At 71.9% G+C, this 16892-nt stretch carries 17 protein-coding genes and 1 pseudogene; 15 read left to right on the top strand and 3 right to left on the bottom strand.

Annotation, left to right across the window (positions count from 1 at the left end; translation table 11 throughout):
• Positions 1-5 precede the first annotated feature (5 nt).
• The 7 genes from ACFY6U_RS12695 to ACFY6U_RS12665 all read left to right on the top strand — a co-directional run bounded on the left by ACFY6U_RS12695 (position 6) and on the right by ACFY6U_RS12665 (position 6387).
• Positions 6-998, top strand: coding sequence for a carbohydrate ABC transporter permease (locus tag ACFY6U_RS12695; protein ID WP_390037379.1), 993 nt, complete (start codon positions 6-8; stop codon positions 996-998).
• Between the two features lie 13 nt (positions 999-1011).
• Entirely contained in the window at positions 1012-1851 is an 840-nt protein-coding gene (locus ACFY6U_RS12690; protein WP_390037663.1) for a carbohydrate ABC transporter permease, read from the top strand.
• Between the two features lie 38 nt (positions 1852-1889).
• Positions 1890-3248: a GH1 family beta-glucosidase gene (locus ACFY6U_RS12685; protein ID WP_390037377.1), complete on the top strand. Its 1359-nt coding sequence runs from the start codon at positions 1890-1892 to the stop codon at positions 3246-3248.
• A 217-nt stretch (positions 3249-3465) separates the two neighbouring features.
• Complete coding sequence (locus ACFY6U_RS12680) at positions 3466-4335, top strand: Scr1 family TA system antitoxin-like transcriptional regulator (RefSeq protein WP_390037375.1); 870 nt, start codon at positions 3466-3468, stop codon at positions 4333-4335.
• Positions 4332-4517: a DUF397 domain-containing protein gene (locus tag ACFY6U_RS12675; RefSeq protein WP_362659155.1), complete on the top strand. Its 186-nt coding sequence runs from the start codon at positions 4332-4334 to the stop codon at positions 4515-4517. The genes ACFY6U_RS12680 and ACFY6U_RS12675 overlap by 4 nt, the downstream gene beginning before the upstream one ends.
• A gap of 421 nt (positions 4518-4938) precedes the next feature.
• Positions 4939-5610 (top strand): hypothetical protein, encoded by a 672-nt coding sequence (locus tag ACFY6U_RS12670; RefSeq protein ID WP_390037373.1) that lies wholly within the window; start codon positions 4939-4941, stop codon positions 5608-5610.
• Positions 5611-5661: 51 nt separating this feature from the next.
• Positions 5662-6387: a YcnI family protein gene (locus tag ACFY6U_RS12665; protein WP_390037371.1), complete on the top strand. Its 726-nt coding sequence runs from the start codon at positions 5662-5664 to the stop codon at positions 6385-6387.
• Positions 6388-6467: 80 nt separating this feature from the next.
• Here ACFY6U_RS12665 and ACFY6U_RS12660 read toward each other — a convergent pair whose 3' ends face one another.
• A complete protein-coding gene (locus tag ACFY6U_RS12660; RefSeq protein ID WP_390037369.1) occupies positions 6468-7271 on the bottom strand; it encodes a CDP-alcohol phosphatidyltransferase family protein in 804 nt (267 codons plus the stop codon).
• A 121-nt stretch (positions 7272-7392) separates the two neighbouring features.
• Between ACFY6U_RS12660 and ACFY6U_RS12655 the strand changes: the two genes are divergently transcribed.
• The 5 genes and pseudogenes from ACFY6U_RS12655 to ACFY6U_RS12635 form a co-directional block, all read left to right on the top strand.
• On the top strand, positions 7393-8376 hold the full coding sequence (locus ACFY6U_RS12655; RefSeq protein ID WP_390037367.1) for a dehydrogenase: 984 nt from the start codon (positions 7393-7395) through the stop codon (positions 8374-8376).
• Positions 8377-8536: 160 nt separating this feature from the next.
• Positions 8537-8935, top strand: a complete 399-nt coding sequence (locus tag ACFY6U_RS12650) for a 6-carboxytetrahydropterin synthase (RefSeq protein ID WP_093497951.1) — start codon at positions 8537-8539, stop codon at positions 8933-8935.
• A gap of 5 nt (positions 8936-8940) precedes the next feature.
• Positions 8941-10134, top strand: coding sequence for a glycosyltransferase family 4 protein (locus tag ACFY6U_RS12645; protein WP_390037661.1), 1194 nt, complete (start codon positions 8941-8943; stop codon positions 10132-10134).
• 77 nt (positions 10135-10211) lie between these two features.
• Positions 10212-11153, top strand: coding sequence for an SAM-dependent methyltransferase (locus tag ACFY6U_RS12640; protein ID WP_390037365.1), 942 nt, complete (start codon positions 10212-10214; stop codon positions 11151-11153).
• A pseudogene (locus tag ACFY6U_RS12635) lies at positions 11150-12034 on the top strand (YbhN family protein); the annotation flags it as partial. The gene ACFY6U_RS12640 and the pseudogene ACFY6U_RS12635, both read left to right, overlap by 4 nt.
• 98 nt (positions 12035-12132) lie before the next feature.
• On the opposite strand, the gene ACFY6U_RS12630 reads toward ACFY6U_RS12635, so the two are convergent.
• On the bottom strand, positions 12133-12891 hold the full coding sequence (locus tag ACFY6U_RS12630; protein WP_390037659.1) for a creatininase family protein: 759 nt from the start codon (positions 12889-12891) through the stop codon (positions 12133-12135).
• Positions 12892-12928: 37 nt separating this feature from the next.
• On the opposite strand from ACFY6U_RS12630, the gene ribA reads away from it, so the two are divergent.
• Positions 12929-13588 carry a GTP cyclohydrolase II gene (ribA, locus tag ACFY6U_RS12625; RefSeq protein ID WP_362594758.1) on the top strand — a complete coding sequence of 220 codons (660 nt, stop codon included), beginning with the start codon at positions 12929-12931 and terminating at the stop codon, positions 13586-13588.
• Positions 13589-13643: 55 nt separating this feature from the next.
• Positions 13644-14789, top strand: a complete 1146-nt coding sequence (locus tag ACFY6U_RS12620) for an NAD(P)/FAD-dependent oxidoreductase (RefSeq protein ID WP_390037363.1) — start codon at positions 13644-13646, stop codon at positions 14787-14789.
• 7 nt (positions 14790-14796) lie between these two features.
• Here ACFY6U_RS12620 and ACFY6U_RS12615 read toward each other — a convergent pair whose 3' ends face one another.
• Entirely contained in the window at positions 14797-16020 is a 1224-nt protein-coding gene (locus ACFY6U_RS12615; RefSeq protein ID WP_390037361.1) for a serine hydrolase domain-containing protein, read from the bottom strand.
• 413 nt (positions 16021-16433) lie between these two features.
• On the opposite strand from ACFY6U_RS12615, the gene ACFY6U_RS12610 reads away from it, so the two are divergent.
• Positions 16434-16859: a PPOX class F420-dependent oxidoreductase gene (locus tag ACFY6U_RS12610; protein ID WP_390037359.1), complete on the top strand. Its 426-nt coding sequence runs from the start codon at positions 16434-16436 to the stop codon at positions 16857-16859.
• Positions 16860-16892 lie beyond the last annotated feature (33 nt).

The following is a 16892-nucleotide window of genomic DNA, read 5'->3' as shown; positions in this document are numbered from 1 at the left end:
GCACCATGACGACCACCACCACCGCCGTACAAGAGCCGGTGCGTGCGAACTCCCCCGGGACGGCGGGCGGCTCGGGCCGCCGTCCCGGGCGGATCCGCCGGATCGGACTGCCCTACCTGCTGCTCCTGCCCGCCCTGCTGCTCGAACTCCTCGTCCATCTCGTCCCGATGGTCATCGGCGTCGTGATGAGCTTCAAGGAGCTCACCCAGTTCTACATCCGCGACTGGACCACCGCCCCCTGGGCCGGATTCGACAACTACAAGCTGTCGGTCGAGTTCAACGCCCCCATCGGCAAGGCCCTGTTGCACTCGTTCCTCGTCACCGTCGGCTTCACCCTGCTCTCGGTCGGCCTGTGCTGGCTGATCGGCACCGCGGCCGCCGTGTTCATGCAGGACACCTTCAGGGGCCGCGGCCTGCTGCGCGCCCTGTTCCTGGTGCCGTACGCGCTGCCGGTCTACGCGGCCGTCATCACCTGGGTGTTCATGTTCCAGCACGACAACGGCCTGGTGAACCACGTCCTGCACGACCAGCTGCACCTCACCGACAAGCCGTCCTTCTGGCTGATCGGCGACAACAGCTTCTACGCGCTGCTCACCGTGTCGGTGTGGAAGGGCTGGCCGTTCGCCTTCCTGATCGTGATGGCCGGCCTCCAGAACATCCCGCGGGAGCTGTACGAGGCGGCCGCCCTGGACGGCGCCGGCATGTGGCAGCAGATCCGCCGGATCACCCTGCCGTCGCTGCGCCCGGTCAACCAGGTGCTGATCCTGGTCCTGTTCCTCTGGACCTTCAACGACTTCAACACGCCGTACGTGCTGTTCGGCAAGTCCGCGCCGGAGGCCGCCGACCTCATCTCGGTCCACATCTACCAGGCCTCCTTCGTCACCTGGAACTTCGGCACCGGCTCGGCCATGTCCGTGCTCCTGCTGCTCTTCCTGCTGGTGGTGACCGGCGTGTACCTGGTGCTCACCTCGCGCGGACGGAGGACCCCGGATGTCTAGCCCCAGCTCGCCCATGGCCCCGCCGCGTTCCTTCCTCTGGTCCCGGCGGATCTTCCTCACGCTGCTCACCGGGTTCGTGCTGGTCCCCGTGTACGTGATGATCTCCAGCTCGCTCAAGCCCCTCTCGGACGTCACCGGCAAGTTCCGCTGGCTGCCGAGCGGGCTGACCGTCCGCCCGTACATCGACATCTGGTCGACGGTCCCGCTCGCCCGGTACTTCGTGAACTCGCTGATCGTGTCGGTCGCGGCGACCGTCTGCTCGGTCGTCGTCGCGGTGTTCGCCGCCTATGCCGTCAGCCGCTACGAGTTCCGCGGCAAGCGCGTCTTCACGGTCACCGTGCTGTCCACGCAGATGTTCCCGGGCATCCTCTTCCTGCTCCCGCTGTTCCTCCTGTACGTCAACATCGGCAACGCCACCGGCATCGCCCTGTTCGGCTCCCGCGGCGGCCTGATCCTCACCTACCTGACGTTCTCGCTGCCGTTCTCGATCTGGATGCTGATCGGGTACTTCGACTCGGTGCCGCGGGACCTGGACGAGGCGGCGCTGGTGGACGGCTGCGGGCCGCTCGGCGCGCTGCTGCGGATCGTCGTACCCGCCGCGGTCCCCGGGATCGTCGCGGTCGCCGTCTACGCCTTCATGACCGCCTGGGGCGAGGTGCTCTTCGCGTCGGTGATGACCAACGACACCACCCGCACGCTGGCCGTCGGCCTCCAGGGCTACTCCACGCTCAACAACGTGTACTGGAACCAGATCATGGCCGCCTCGCTCGTGGTGAGCGTCCCTGTCGTGGCCGGCTTCCTGCTCCTCCAGCGCTACCTCGTCGCCGGGCTGACCGCCGGCGCCGTCAAGTGAACCCGCTTCGCAACGAAGCCAGTTCCGAAGGGAATTTCGTGACCATCGACCTCGCCGCCCTCCCGCACGACTTCCTGTGGGGCACGGCAACAGCGGCGTACCAGATCGAGGGAGCCGTCGCCGAGGACGGCCGTGCACCCTCCATCTGGGACACCTTCTCGCACACCCCGGGGAAGATCGCGGGCGACGACAACGGCGACGTCGCGTGCGACCACTACCACCGCTGGCGCGATGACATCGACCTCATGCGGCAACTGGGCGCGAACGCCTACCGGTTGTCGGTCGCCTGGCCGCGCGTGCGGCCCGGCGGGGACGGCCCGGTCAACCCCAAGGGCCTGGACTTCTACGACGAGTTGATCGACGCCCTGCTGGCGGCCGGCATCGCCCCGTCGGTCACCCTCTACCACTGGGACCTGCCGCAGGCCCTCCAGGACCGGGGCGGCTGGCCCGAGCGGGCGACCGCCGAGCACTTCGCCGCGTACGCCTCCGTCGTCGCCGAACGCCTCGGCGACCGTGTCCGGCACTGGACCACCCTCAACGAGCCGTCCTGCTCCGCCTGGATCGGCCACCTGGAGGGCACGATGGCCCCCGGCTGGACCGACCTCACGGCCGCCGTCCGCGCCTCCTACCACCTGCTCCTCGGCCATGGCCTGGCAGCCCAGGCCATCCGCGCCGCCGCGCCCGGCGCCGAGGTCGGCATCGTCAACAACCTCTCCACCGTGTTCGCCGCCACGGACCGCCCCGAGGACGCGGCCGCCGTCCGCCGCCACGACGGGCACGTCAACCGCTGGTGGCTGGACCCGGTGCACGGCCGCGGCTTCCCGGCCGACATGGTCGAGACCTACGGCGTCGAACTCCCCGAGCGCCCCGGCGACCTGGCGACCATCGCGACCCCGCTCGACTGGCTGGGCCTGAACTACTACTTCCCGGCCTACATCGAGAACGACCCGGACGGCCCCGCGCCCTACGCCCGTTCGGTCCACCGCCCCGGCGTCCCGCGCACCGGCATGGACTGGGAGATCGACGCGAGCGGCATCGAGACGCTGCTGCTGCGCCTGACCGAGGAGTACGGCGCCCGCAAGCTCTACGTCACCGAGAACGGCTCCGCCTACCCGGACGTGGTCCGCCCCGACGGCACGGTCGACGACCCCGAGCGCCAGGCGTACCTGGTCAGCCACCTCGCGGCCTGCGCCTCGGCGGCCCGCAAGGGGGCCCCGCTGGCCGGCTACTTCGCCTGGTCGCTGCTCGACAACTTCGAGTGGGCGTACGGCTACGCCAAGCGGTTCGGCCTGGTCCACGTCGACTACCGCACCCAGGCCCGCACGATCAAGGGCAGCGGCCACCGGTACGCGGACATCATCCGCGACCACCGGGGCCAGGCCCGCCGGGCGGCCTGACACACACCGCGGTGGGCGCGGACCAGGGGAGTACCGCGCCCACCGCACGTTCGACCGTCATACGTGTGAGCGACGACAGCGCACCCTTCCAGGTGCGTGATGCGTACGCTGCCTCGGCGTACGAGGGCAATGCGTGGACCGTACGTGGATCTTGCCGTCACTCTGGGTGAGTTGAGCGTGGGGAGCGGAGTGCGCACGTACCTGGAGGTGGCCGCGTATGACGAACGGTGTGGACGAGAGTGACGGCGACGACCTGACGGGCTGCGAGGTGGAGCGCGAGCCCGATCCCTCCGACAGCCTGCGGACCTTCGGGGCCGTCGTCCATGCCCTGCGGGAGCACGCCGGTTACAGCAGGTCCGAGTTCGCCGAGCTGGTGCGGTACTCCAAACACACGGTCGCGTCCGTGGAGCTGGGACGGCGGATGCCGGACCGGGCGTTGGTGGAGCGGGCCGAGGAAGTGCTGGGCAACACCGGGGCGTTACGGAAGGCGGCCCAGTTCCTGACGCGGGGCGACAAGGGGCTGGCGGTCTGGTTCCGGCGGTGGGCCCGGCTGGAGCGGATCGCGGTCAGCCTGTGCACGTACGAGTGCAGGCTGGTGCCGGGGCTGTTGCAGTCGGACGGATACGCGCGGGCCGTGTTCGACGGCACCATTCCGGTGGTCACCGACGAGGGGCTGGAGAACCTGCTCGACGTACGGATGAAGCGGCAGCGCATGCTCTTCGAGCGGCCGACGGTGCCGTTCAGCTTCATCGTCGAGGAGCACGTGTTCCTGCGGCGGTTCGGGGGCGCGGAGCTGATGCGCGAGATGTACGACCATGTGCTGGAGCGGGCCGCTCTGCGCAACGTGACCCTGCAGATCGTGCCGTTGGAGGCGGGGTTGCATGCGTGTCTGGACGGACCGGTCCAGCTCTTGGAGACGCCGGAGGGGCGGCGCTTCGCGTATTCGGAAGGGCAGCAGAACGGGCGGCTGATCGGTGACGTGAAAGAGGTGAGCCTTCTCCAGCAGCGCTATGACACACTGCGCTCGCAGGCCCTCAACCCCAAAGAATCGCAGGGCCTGTTGGAGCGACTGCGAGGAGAACTATGAGCACGACGGAACTCGCCTGGTTCAAGTCCAGCCACAGCGGTAGCCAGGGAGACAGCTGCATCGAGGTCGCTGTCACCGAGCAGGCCGTCTGCGTGCGGGACTCCAAGGACGTGTCCCGACCGCACTTCGCCGTGTGCCGTGACGGCTGGACGGAGTTCGTGGCGTTCGTGGCCGAGGCCTGATCCCCGCGGCACCCCTCGGGACGTTCACGCGTTCGGGTGATGCATTCCCGTTCGGGAGCTCCGTGGCGGCCTGAGTCGTTTGGATTCGTGCGGGCAAGCGCAGGATCGACGATCGCCACGGGGGCAGTGATGAGTCTCTCCTTCAGCCGGAATCCGGACGGCACCACGACCGGGCACAACACGGAGACAGGCCTCACGTTCACAGCGGCCGACGCCATCGAGGAACCCGATGAGTGGCTGGAGCGAGGCGGCGGAAGCCGGGGTGCCTGGCGGTGCCGCCGAGCGGGTTCGCGGCGCCGTCGTGTGTGACAGCAGACCGCGCTCACAGCAGACCGCGGCACACGCACGGGAAAACCCCAGCCATGAGTGAACGGGGCGTCCCTGCCGCGCGTACCACCCCACCGTGGGAGGATCGCTCACCATGAGTGCGTCACCGGCGGTACGGAGCCTGCGTGCCGCGGTGTTCGCCGCGGTGTGCGTGCTGCTGGCTGCCGCCGGGCACGGTCTCGCCATGGGCGACATGCCGCCGCTGTGGGCCGACGCGGCCGGGTTCGCAGTCGTGTTCGCCCTCGGGCGGGCCCTCGCGGAGCGTGAGCGCGGGTTGCCGGAGATCGGCGTCGGCATGCTGCTCACCCAGGCCGGTCTGCACTTCGGCTTCGACGCGGCCCGCGCCGTCACTCCGGCCGCTCCCGCGCCCGCCATGACCATGGCCCACACGCGCATGCACGGTCACGCCATGGCCGGTATGGCCAATATGTCGGGCATGCCTGGTATGCCAGGGATTCACGGTGTGGCGCAGCAGTACCCGCACGTCCACGTCCTGACCGCGCACGCCACCCTCGCCCACGTCGTCGCCGCGCTCGTCGCCTCCTGGTGGCTGCGGCGCGGCGAGGCCGCGCTCTGGTCGCTGCTGAGGCGGGCCGCCGCGCTCGTCCCCGGTCTGGCCGCCTGGTGGCACGACGCCCCGCTGCCCGTCCCGGCCGGCGGGCCCCGCCTGGCCCCGGCCGGCCCGATACGGCCCCGCCGGCTGCTCGCGCTGCGGCACGCGGTGAGCCGGCGCGGCCCCCCGAACCCGATCCCGTACCCGGCCTGACAGTCGTAAGACGCCCAAACAGACTTCACTCGTACGGAGATCGACTCGCTCATGTCCACCACCCGACTGACCCTCCGCCGCGCCGCCACCGTCACCGCGCTCGCCGCCGTGTCGGTCCTGGCCGCCGCCGGTATCGCCGCCGCGCACGTCACCGTTCACCCCGAGAGCTACGCCAAGGGCGCCACCGACGGCGTGCTCACCTTCCGCGTGCCCAACGAGGAGGACACCGCCGCCACCACCAAGGTCCAGGTCTACCTGCCCACCGACCACCCGGTCCTGGGCGTCCTCGTCACCCCGCACGACGGCTGGACCGCCAAGGTGACCACCACCAAGCTCAAGACGCCCGTGAAGACCGACGACGGCACCATCACCGAGGCCGCCTCCGAGATCACCTGGACCGGCGGCAAGATCGGCGCCGGCCAGTTCGAGGACTTCGACGTCGCCTTCGGGCAACTGCCCGAGGACACCGACCAGCTGACCTTCAAGACCCTGCAGACCTACTCCGACGGCAAGGTCGTCCGCTGGATCGAGGAGGCGCAGAGCGGCGACGACGAGCCGGAGAACCCGGCGCCGACGCTCAAGCTGACGGCGGCCGACGACGACTCCGCCGCGTCGGCGGCGCCGGCCACCGGGAGCAGCGGGAAGACGGCCACCGCGGCCGCCGACTCCAGCGACTCGACCGCCCGCGGCCTCGGCATCGCGGGCCTGATCGTCGGCGTCCTGGGCCTGGCGGCGGCCGCGTTCGCCGTCGTACGGACGCGGGGCGCGAAGTCGTAGGCCAACACCCGTCGGTGCGTCGGTAGACGGCGAAGGGGCCCGGACCGTTCACCGGTCCGGGCCCCTTCGCCGTGCTCGGTTCAGCGCACCGCCAGCTCCAGGAGCTCCAGTTCCTCGGCGGAATCCGGCACGCGCTCCGCTGTGACCGCGGGCGCCGCCTCGAGGGAAGCCGGCCGCGCGTTGCGCCACAGCCACCGCACGTCCCGGCCGAAGGACCACACCAGGGAGCCGAGCGCCAGCAGCACCACGCCCAGGTTGGCCAGGTAGGGCAGCAGGTCCGCGCCGGCCAGCAGCAGGCAGATGCCCTGCATCGCGGCGACCGTCTTGCGGGCCATGGAGTGCGGCAGCGGGGCGTTCAGCCAGGGCGCGGCCTTCGCGGCCGCGACGAACGCGTAGCGCATTCCGCCGATCAGGAGGACCCAGGGGCCGAGCTGCATCGAGACGTACACGCTCAGCACCAGGATCAGGAACGCGTCGACCTCCATGTCGAAGCGGGCGCCCAGCGCGGTCGACGTACCCGTCCTGCGGGCCACCTTGCCGTCGACGCCGTCGAGGATGAGGGCCACGGCCGTCAGGCCGACCAGCAGGGTGACCGGCGGGGAGCTCTCGAAGGAGTCGGCGACCAGGGCGGTCACGCCGCCGACCAGGATCGCGCGGCCGAGGGTCACCCGGTTGGCGGGGCCGAAGGAACGGGGGCGACTGCGGTGCAGGGCCCGGGAGAGCACGGCCCAGGTGGCTGTCGCGAACGCGAGACCCGTGAGCCAGCCGGCCGGCCCCATGCCGATCGCCGTCCCGAGCAGGGCCAGCAACAGGATCTGCACGCCCGCTCCCACAGCGGTCTCCTGCTGGACCAGCCTGGCTTCGTAAGTGTTGTTCAGGGCCACCGCACGTCCTCCGGCCGAGTGACAGAGTCGATCAACGCCGCGTACTGTGCGCGGCCTGTGCACTTCTCGCTGTGCACATCTCCGTACGTGAACCACTTCCCGATCGTTCAGGAGGATGCCGATGAACTCCTCGGCCCGCGCGTTCTGGCTCCGCTCTCCGGGCCATGGCGAGCTCCGTGAGGTCTCCCTCGCGGAGCCCGGCGAGGGTGAGGTACTGGTGCGCGCGCTGTACTCGGGGGTCAGCCGGGGCACGGAGACACTGGTGTTCCGGGGCGGGGTGCCCAAGAGCCAACACGCCGTGATGCGGGCGCCCTTCCAGGAGGGCGAGTTCCCAGGTCCGGTGAAGTACGGCTACCTCAGCGTCGGCGAGGTCGAGCAGGGACCCGATGGGCTGATCGGGCGTACGGTCTTCTGTCTGTATCCGCATCAGACGCGTTACGTCGTTCCGGTGAGCGCGGTGACGGTGGTACCGGACCGGGTACCCCCGGCACGTGCGGTACTCGCGGGCACGGTCGAGACCGCCGTGAACGCCCTCTGGGACGCGGCGCCGCTGCTCGGCGACCGGATCGCGGTCATCGGCGGCGGCATGGTCGGCTGCTCGGTCGCCGCCCTGCTCGCCCGCTTCCCCGGCGTACGGCTCCAGCTCGTCGACGCCGACCCGGCCAGGGAGAAGACCGCCGAGGCGCTCGGCGTGGCCTTCGCGGCCCCCGAGGACGCCCTCGGGGAGTGCGACCTGGTGGTGCACGCCAGCGCCACCGAGCAGGGCCTCGGCCGCGCGCTGGAGCTCCTCGCGCCGGAGGGCACGGTCCTCGACCTGAGCTGGTACGGCGACCGGCGGATCGCCCTCCCGCTCGGCGAGGCCTTCCACTCCCGCCGGCTCACCGTGCGCAGCAGCCAGGTCGGCACCGTCTCCCCGGCCGCCCGCGCCGGCCGCACCTACGCCGACCGGCTCGCCCTGGCCCTGGACCTGCTGGCCGACCCGGCGCTGGACGCCCTCATCACCGGGGAAAGCGCGTTCGAAGAGCTGCCGGAGGTGCTTCCGAGACTCGCCTCCGGGGAGCTTCCGGCCCTCTGCCACCGGGTCCGCTACGGCGACAACGGCTGACGGAACGTCCAATGACGTCCGGTGCGGGCCGCCAAGAGGTCCTGACCTGAGAAAAGAGTGAGAGTGGACTGAACGCGGGGAAGCCAAGAGCCGTATTAAGGGCATCCCCCGGCAGGGATCAGCCGGGGGACCAGACGCGCCGCACCTGGAGGGTCGTCCGTTGTTCAGCATCACCGTCCGCGATCACATCATGATCGCCCACAGCTTCCGCGGCGAGGTGTTCGGGCCCGCGCAGCGCCTGCACGGCGCCACGTTCCTGGTGGACGCCACCTTCCGCCGTGAGCAGCTGGACGACGACAACATCGTCGTCGACATCGGTCTTGCCACCCAGGAACTCGGCGCCGTGGTCAGCGAGCTGAACTACAGAAACCTGGACAACGAGCCCGACTTCGCCGGGATCAACACCTCCACGGAGTTCCTCGCGAAGGTCATCGCCGACCGGCTCGCCGAGCGCATCGAGAAGGGCGCGCTCGGCGAGGGCGCCCGGGGCCTCGCCGGGCTGACCGTCACCCTCCACGAGTCCCACGTCGCCTGGGCGAGTTACGAGCGTGCCCTGTGACCGACATGACCGTCGGCCGCAAACCGGCCCTCACCTACGTGCCCGCACAGCGCGTGTCCACCACCGACAGCGAGACTCCGGCGAACATCGGGATCCTCCCCATGTCCCTGCGCAACGTGCACTTCGTCATGCCCGGCGGCGTCGACGACCCGGCCAACCCGAGCGGCGGCAACGCCTACGACCGGCGGGTCTGCCTCGACCTGCCCGGCTTCGGCTGGCAGGTCACCAAGCACGCGGTGCCCGGCTCCTGGCCGCGCCCCGACACGGCCGCCCGCGACGCCCTGGCCCGCACCCTGCGGGAACTGCCCGACGGCACGGCCGTCCTGCTGGACGGTCTGGTGGCCTGCGGAGTCCCGGAGATCGTCGTACCTGAGACGGAGCGGCTGCGGCTCGCCGTACTCGTGCACCTCCCGCTCGGCGCCGAGACCGGGCTCGAGGCGGCCGTCGCCGCCGACCTGGACGCCCGCGAGCGCACGGTGCTGCGCGCCGTACCGGCCGTGATCGCGACCAGCGACTGGGCGGTACGACGGCTGGTCTCGCACCACGGCCTGGCCCCCGAGCGGGTCCATGTGGCCGCCCCGGGCGCCGACATCGCCCCGCTGGCCGCCGGCACCGACGGCGTCTCGCACCTGCTGTGCGTCGCCGCCGTCACCCCGCGCAAGGGTCAGCACCGGCTCGTCGAGGCGCTCGCGGCGGTCCGGGACCTGCCGTGGACCTGCACCTGCGTCGGCGGTCTCGACGCGGCTCCGGAGTACGTCGCCCACCTGCGGTCGCTGATCGCGGAGCACGGGCTGACGGACCGGCTGCACCTGGCGGGCCCGCGCGCCGGCGCCGACCTGGACGCCAGTTACGCGGCCGCCGACCTGATGGTCCTCACCTCGTACGCCGAGACCTACGGCATGGCCGTCACCGAGGCCCTCGCCCGCGGCATCCCGGTGCTCGCGACCGATGTCGGCGGCCTGCCGGAAGCGGTCGGCCGCGCCCCCGACGGCGGGGTGCCCGGCATCCTCGTGCCGCCGGAGGACCCCGCCGCGCTCGCCGCCGAACTGCGCGGCTGGTTCGGCGAGGCGGACGTACGCCGCCGCCTCAAGGCCGCCGCGCGCGGCCGGCGGGCGGCACTCGACGGCTGGGCGACCACCGCCCGCAGCCTCGCCGGAGTCCTGCTGCGGCTCCCTGACGAACCCCGGAGGGCGGCATGACCAGCGAGACCACGACCACTACTCCGGTCGGCGCGATACCCGCGCAGCCGGGACCGATGGATGTTACGGATGCGGGAATGGGACGAGAACGCGAACAGGCGCCCTCCGAGGTGATCGCCGGAGCCGGTCCCGTCGTCCGTCCGGGCGAACGGGCCACCGTGCGGCTGCGGGAGACCGGTCCCGAGGAACCGCCGCGGTACGCCCCCGAGTGGCTGGAGCTGCGGGAGAGCGCGGACGCGGCCGCCCGGGCGCACGACCTGCTGGACCCGCTGCGGATCCGGCTGGCCAACCTGCCCGGCAAGGCGGGCGGGACCGTCGTGCACGACCTGGGCTGCGGCACCGGCTCGATGGGCCGCTGGCTCGCACCCCGTCTGGACGGCTCCCAGCACTGGATCCTGCACGACCGCGACCCCTACCTGCTGCACTTCGCCGCGGTCGCCTCGCCCCGCGCGGCCGCCGACGGCAGCCGGGTCACCGTGGAGACCCGGCGCGGCGACGTCGCCCGGCTCACCCCCGACGCGCTGATCGGCGCCTCCCTGGTGACCGCGTCCGCTCTCCTGGACGTCCTCACCCGCGAGGAGGTCGACATACTCGCCGAGGCCTGCACCGGGGCCGGCTGCCCCGCGCTGCTCACCCTCTCGGTCGCCGGGCGGGTCGAGCTGACCCCCGCCCACCCGATGGACGCGGAACTCACCGAGGCGTTCAACGCCCACCAGCGGCGCGGCGGACTGCTCGGCCCGGACGCCGTCACCGCCGCCTGCGAGGCCTTCGCCGACCGGGGCGCCACCGTGAAGGTGCACCCCAGCGCGTGGCGGCTCGGCCCCGACGAGAAGGCGCTCACCGAGCAGTGGCTGCGCGGCTGGGTCGGCGCGGCCGTCGAGGAGCGCCCCGATCTGGCCGGCCGCGCCGACGCCTACCTGGCCGAACGGCTCGCCGCCAACACGGCCGGCGAACTGCGGGTCGTCGTGCACCACAGCGACCTGCTCGCGCTCGCCCGGCCGACCGGAGGCGCCGCATGAGCACCCCGACCCTGGTCCGCGAGGCCGCGCCCGTCGCCGCCGCGCTCGCCGCACCCCGGCGGCTCAACCTCCGCGCCGTCCGCACCCACCTGGGCACCGTCGCCGGAGCCGCCATCATCGCCGTGCTGCTGTGGCGGCTCGGCACCGGCGTCTTCCTCGACGGACTGCGCCGCATCGACACCCCGACGCTGGTCGTCGGCCTGGCGGTCGGCGCGGTCACGACCGTACTGAGCGCCTGGCGCTGGCAGTTGGTGGCCCGCAGCCTCGGCCTCAGGCTGCCGCTCGGGCCCGCCGTCGGCGACTACTACCGGGCGCTGTTCCTCAACGCGGCCCTGCCCGGCGGGGTGCTCGGCGACGTGCACCGGGCGGTCCGGCACGGGCAGAGCGAGGGTGACATCGGCCGCGGGGTCCGCGCCGTCGTCCTCGAACGCACCGCGGGACAGATCGCGTTGACGGTGTTCGGCGCGGCCGCGTTGCTGATCCTGCCCTCGCCGGTGCGCGCCGAGGTGCGCAGCTTCGCCCCGCTGGCGGCGGCCGGGCTGGCCGGCGCGTGCGCGATCGTGGTCGCCGTCCGCATGAACAAGGCCCCGGGCAAGCGTGCCGGTGCCCTGCGCGCCACCCTCGGCGAGGCCCGCCGCGCGCTGCTGTCGCGGCGGAACGCGCCGGGCGTCGCACTGTCCTCGGCGGTCATCCTCGCCGGACACGTCGGGATGTTCGTGGTGGCCGCGCGGGTCGCGGGTTCCACCGCCTCGGTGGCGGCGCTGACGCCGATCGCGGTCCTGGCGCTGGTCGCGATGGGCCTGCCGCTGAACGTCGGCGGCTGGGGCCCCCGGGAGGGCGTCACCGCCTGGGCGTTCGCCGCGGCCGGCCTCGGCGCGGACAGCGGGCTCGCCACCGCCGTCGTCTACGGCGTCCTCAGCTTCGTGGCGGCCCTGCCGGGTCTGGTGGTCCTGGTCGTCCGCTGGTACGCGGGGCTGCGCTACTCCCGCCCGGCGGTGAGCAGTTCGAAAATCGCGCCGAAGGAATCCGCGAGGCTCGACAGGAGTTCCTTCCCCTTTTCCGCCGAGCCCAGGGAAGGACGGCCGATGACGCCCGACTCGGTATAGGCGGACATTCCCAGGGTGAGGAGATGACGACGGTCGTCAGCGATGAAATCGGCAGACTCGTGACCAGGGCGGACCAATTCGGGATGAGCGTGCAGCAGAATGGAGGTCTCGATTTCTCCGGCATGCATGTCGGTGAGCGCCGAGGTCTCCACCCCGGCCCGCTCCAGGGCTGCCTCCCAGTCCTCCGCGGCCGGGTACAGCGCCATCCGCTCGCCCCGCGCGGACGCCTCCTGTACGACGTTGCCCAGCACGTAGTTGCCGCCGTGGCCGTTGACCACGACCAGCGCCTCGACGCCCGAGCGGCGCAGCGAGCCGGCGATGTCGTTCACCACCGCGTGCAGCGTCACCGCGGAGATGCTGACGGTCCCCGGCCAGGCCGCGTGCTCGTGCGAGCAGGAGACCGTCACCGGAGGGAGGAGGTGCACCGGGTACGCGGCGGCGATCTCCCGGGCGACGGCACAGGCGACGAGGGTGTCCGTCGCGAGCGGAAGGTAGGGGCCGTGCTGTTCGAAGCTCCCCACGGGAAGGACGGCGACCTGTGTTGAAACGCCCGCCCCCCTGGTCCGTACCTCTTCCGTAGTGTCCGTCGGCACCAAGCCGTATGCCGCCGTACGCGCGCCCGAACCACTCATCATTCACGGCCTTTCGTCTCCTCTTAGGAATCAGATCATGACAGAGAACATCGGCGTACTCGGCAAGAAGTCCCCACGGCGTTCGGGCGTGGAACGCGTCGTGAATGCACCGCTGCCCACCGTCTACGGGAAATTCCAGGCGATCGGCTACCTGGACCACGACCGCGGTGACGAGCAAGTCGCCCTGGTGTACGGGGACATCGACAGCGACCGGGTGCTGACCCGGCTGCACTCCGAGTGCCTGACCGGGGACGCCTTCGGCTCCCAGCACTGCGAGTGCGGCGACCAGCTCGCCGCCGCGCTGCGCGCGGTCGTCACCGAAGGCAGCGGCATCGTCGTCTACCTGAGGGGTCACGAGGGCCGCGGCATCGGCCTGCTGGCCAAGCTGCGCGCGATGGCCCTGCAGGCGGAGGGCCTGGACACGGTCGAGGCCAACCTCGCGCTCGGACTGCCCGTGGACGCCCGTGACTACGGCGTCGCCGCCGGCATCCTGAGCGACCTCGGGGTGCGTTCGGTACGCCTGATGTCCAACAACCCGCGCAAACGAGAGTCCTTGGTACGGCACGGCATCGAGGTCGCCGAAACGGTCCCGCTGCTCATCGAGCCGTGCGAGAACAACATCACCTACCTGCGGACGAAGCGCGAGCGTCTCGACCACGTGCTGCCCCACCTGGACGCGGTGGCGCACTGGTCCTGAGGTACCGGGCGGCCTCCCGGGGAAGGATCGGGGGAGACCGACAGGAGGGACACGCGTGAATCTTCGGGCCCAGGTCGTGATCGTCGGCGGCGGGGTGATGGGCACCAGCATCGCCTGCCATCTCGCGAGGGCGGGCGTCCGCGACGTCGTCCTCGTCGAACGCGACGAACTCGCCGCCGGATCCACCTCGAAGGCCGCGGGCGGTGTGCGTGCCCAGTTCTCCGACGAGCTCAACATCCAGCTGGGCGCGCGCAGCTTAGAGGCCTTCGCCCGCTTCGGCGAGGAGATCGGGTACGACATCGGACTGCACCGCGTCGGCTACCTCTTCCTCCTTTCCACCCCCGAGGAGGTCGCCTCCTTCGAGGCGGGCGTCCGGCTGCAGAACCACCTCGGCGTGCCCAGCCGGATGCTCACCCCGAAGGAGGCGGCCCGGCTCTCCCCGCTGATCGCCACCGACGGACTGCTGGCCGCCGCCTACTCCCCGGACGACGGCCACTGCACGCCCGAGTCCGTCGTGCACGGCTACGCGGCCGCCGCCCGCGCCCACGGCGCCCGCGTCCTGCGCCACACCGAGGTCACCGGCGTCGAACGGGACGGCCCCTGCATCACCGCCGTGCACACCACCCTCGGCCGGATCGTCACCGAGACCGTGATCTGCGCGGCCGGCGCCTGGTCGCGGGCGGTCGGTGCGATGGCCGGCGTCGACCTGCCGGTGCAGCCGCTGCGCCGGCAGATCGCGGTCACCGAGCCGGTACCGGGACTGCCGCCGACGCTCCCGATGACGATCGACTTCACCACCAGCCTGTACTTCCACGCCGAGGGCCCGGGACTGCTGCTCGGCATGTCCGACCCCGACGAACGGCCGGGCTTCGCCACCGACACCCACGACCGGTGGATCCCGCGCCTGTACGCGGCGATGGAACGCCGCGCCCCGGCCCTGCTCGACCTGCGCCGCACCGGCGGCTGGGCGGGCCTGTACGAGAACACCCCCGACCACAACGCGCTGATCGGCGAGGCACCCTCGGTCTCCCGGTTCCTGTACGCCACCGGGTTCTCCGGCCACGGCTTCCTGCAGGCACCGGCGGTCGGCGAGGTGGTGCGCGACCTGTATCTGGGCCGCGCCCCCTTCCTGGACGTCCGCCCGCTCGGCGCCGGCCGGTTCGCGGCCGGCGCCCCACGCCCGGAGTCGAACCTCGTGTGAACGGCGCTCAGTCCAGGATCGCCTCGTGCACCAGCCGGCGCAGGTCCGGGAAGACCTTCAGGGTCTTCGGCCGGAGCTGGGTGTGGAACTGCACGGTCAGGTCGTGGGTGGGGTCGACCCAGAACGCGGTGGTGGCCGCGCCGGTCCAGCCGTAGGCGCCGGGGCTGCTCGGGGAGAGGGTGCGGTCCGGGTCGATCACCACGGAGACGCCGAGGCCGAAGCCGAGCCCGTCGTTGCCGGGTTCCCGGTGGACCGGGGCGCCGTAGGTCCGCAGGTCGGCCCCGCCGGGCAGGTGGTTGGCGGCGAGCAGCCCGACCGAGGCGGGGGACAGCAGCCGGACGCCGTCCAGTTCGCCGCCCCGGCGCAGCATCTCCGTGAAACGGTGGTAGTCGTACGCCGTGGCCGCGAGACCCCCGCTGCCGGACAGGAAGCGGGGGCGGCCGCGCAACGGCAGCCCGGGGATCACCTCGATGCCGCCGCCCTCCGTCTCGCCGTACAACTCCGAGAGCCGGTCGGCCTGTTCGGGCACGATGTGCAGGCCCGCGTCCGGCATGGCGAGCGGACGGAAGATCCGGTCCGCGAAGAACTCGTCGAGCCGCTGCCCGGAGGCCACCTCGACGACCCGGCTGAGCACGTTGAAGCCGACGGAGTAGTTCCACTGGGCGCCCGGCTCGAACTGGAGCGGCATCCGGGCGTACACCGCCATCGCCTCGGCGAGGTCCGCGCCCGACGGCACCGAGAACTCCAGGCCCGCCTCGCGGTAGCAGGCGTCCACGGGGTGCGTGTGGTAGAAGGCGAAGGTCAACCCGGCGGTGTGGGTGAGCAGATGGCGGATCCGGATCGGGCCGTCGGCCGGCCGGGTCACCATGTCGTCGCCCGAACCGGAGACGTGGACCCGCGGGGCGGCGAACTCCGGCAGGAACCGGTCGACCGGGTCGTCCAGCGACAGCAGCCCGTCCTCCATGAGCAGCAGCACGGCGACCGCGGTGACCGGCTTGGTCATGGAGTAGACCCGCCAGATGGTGTCCGCCTCGACCGGCAGCCCGGCCGCGCGGTCGCGGTGGCCCTGGGCGGTGAGGTGGGCGACCCGGCCGCCGCGTGCCACGGCCACCAGGTAACCGGGCAGCCGCCCTTCGTCGACGTAGTGGGCGAAGTGCTGGTCGAGGCGGTCGAGCGCCTTCACGTCCAGCCCCACCTCACCGGGGTCGACTTCCTGTCGCAGCTGTGCCATCGCTCTCCTTGGGTCGTGTCGTCCGCGGTGCGGTCCGACCTCGGACCTCATCGTCGCGCAGGAAGAGGGGAACGGTCCCGCTCATCCACGTGTGGTGTGACGGACGCTATAGAGGGGACCCCGGAAACGGACGCGCCGCCGCCACGCCGAGCACGGCCGGGCGCCCGAGTCGTACGGCAGGTCATGATGGCTCATCAGTTCGTACATGCCCGCGCCGCCCCGCGCCGACTCCGGGCACACCCGGCCCGGCGCGGCACATTGTGCGCCCGGTGCGACCGCACTGTGGCCCGACGGCCACTCTCCGCGCACGGCCGGTTGGGTGCGGCACCGGCGTGCGATGGCCGGGAGACGTCCGAGTGGGCGGGGAAGCGGCGGCGGGAATGCCTGACGGACGCGGCGGGGTTCCACCCGACATGACCCAGGAAGCTCTTCTGAAGCTGCTCGGCGAAGGACACGACGGGGTGCTGGTCACCCTCAAGAGCGACGGACGCCCCCAGCTGTCCAACGTCAACCACGCCTACGACCCCGACGAGCGGACCGTGCGCGTGTCGATCACCGACGACCGCGCCAAGACCCGCAACCTGCGCCGCGACCCCCGCGCCTCGTACCACGTCACGAGCCCCGACCGCTGGGCCTACACGGTCGCCGAGGGCATCGCCGAGCTGTCGCCGGTGGCGGAGGACCCGTACGACGCGACCGTCGAGGAGCTGATCCGCCTCTACCGCGACGTCCGCGGCGAGCACCCCGACTGGGACGACTACCGCGCCGCGATGGTCCGCGACCGCCGGCTGGTGCTGCGGCTGCGCGTGGAGCGGGCGTACGGCATGCCGCGCGCCTGACGGGGCCTAGGACCTGTGGTGCAGGGCGATCGG

The organism is Streptomyces sp. NPDC013157, assembly GCF_042899865.1.
Classification (GTDB): Bacteria; Actinomycetota; Actinomycetes; order Streptomycetales; family Streptomycetaceae; genus Streptomyces.
This window is presented reverse-complemented; position numbering and strand designations above follow the sequence as displayed.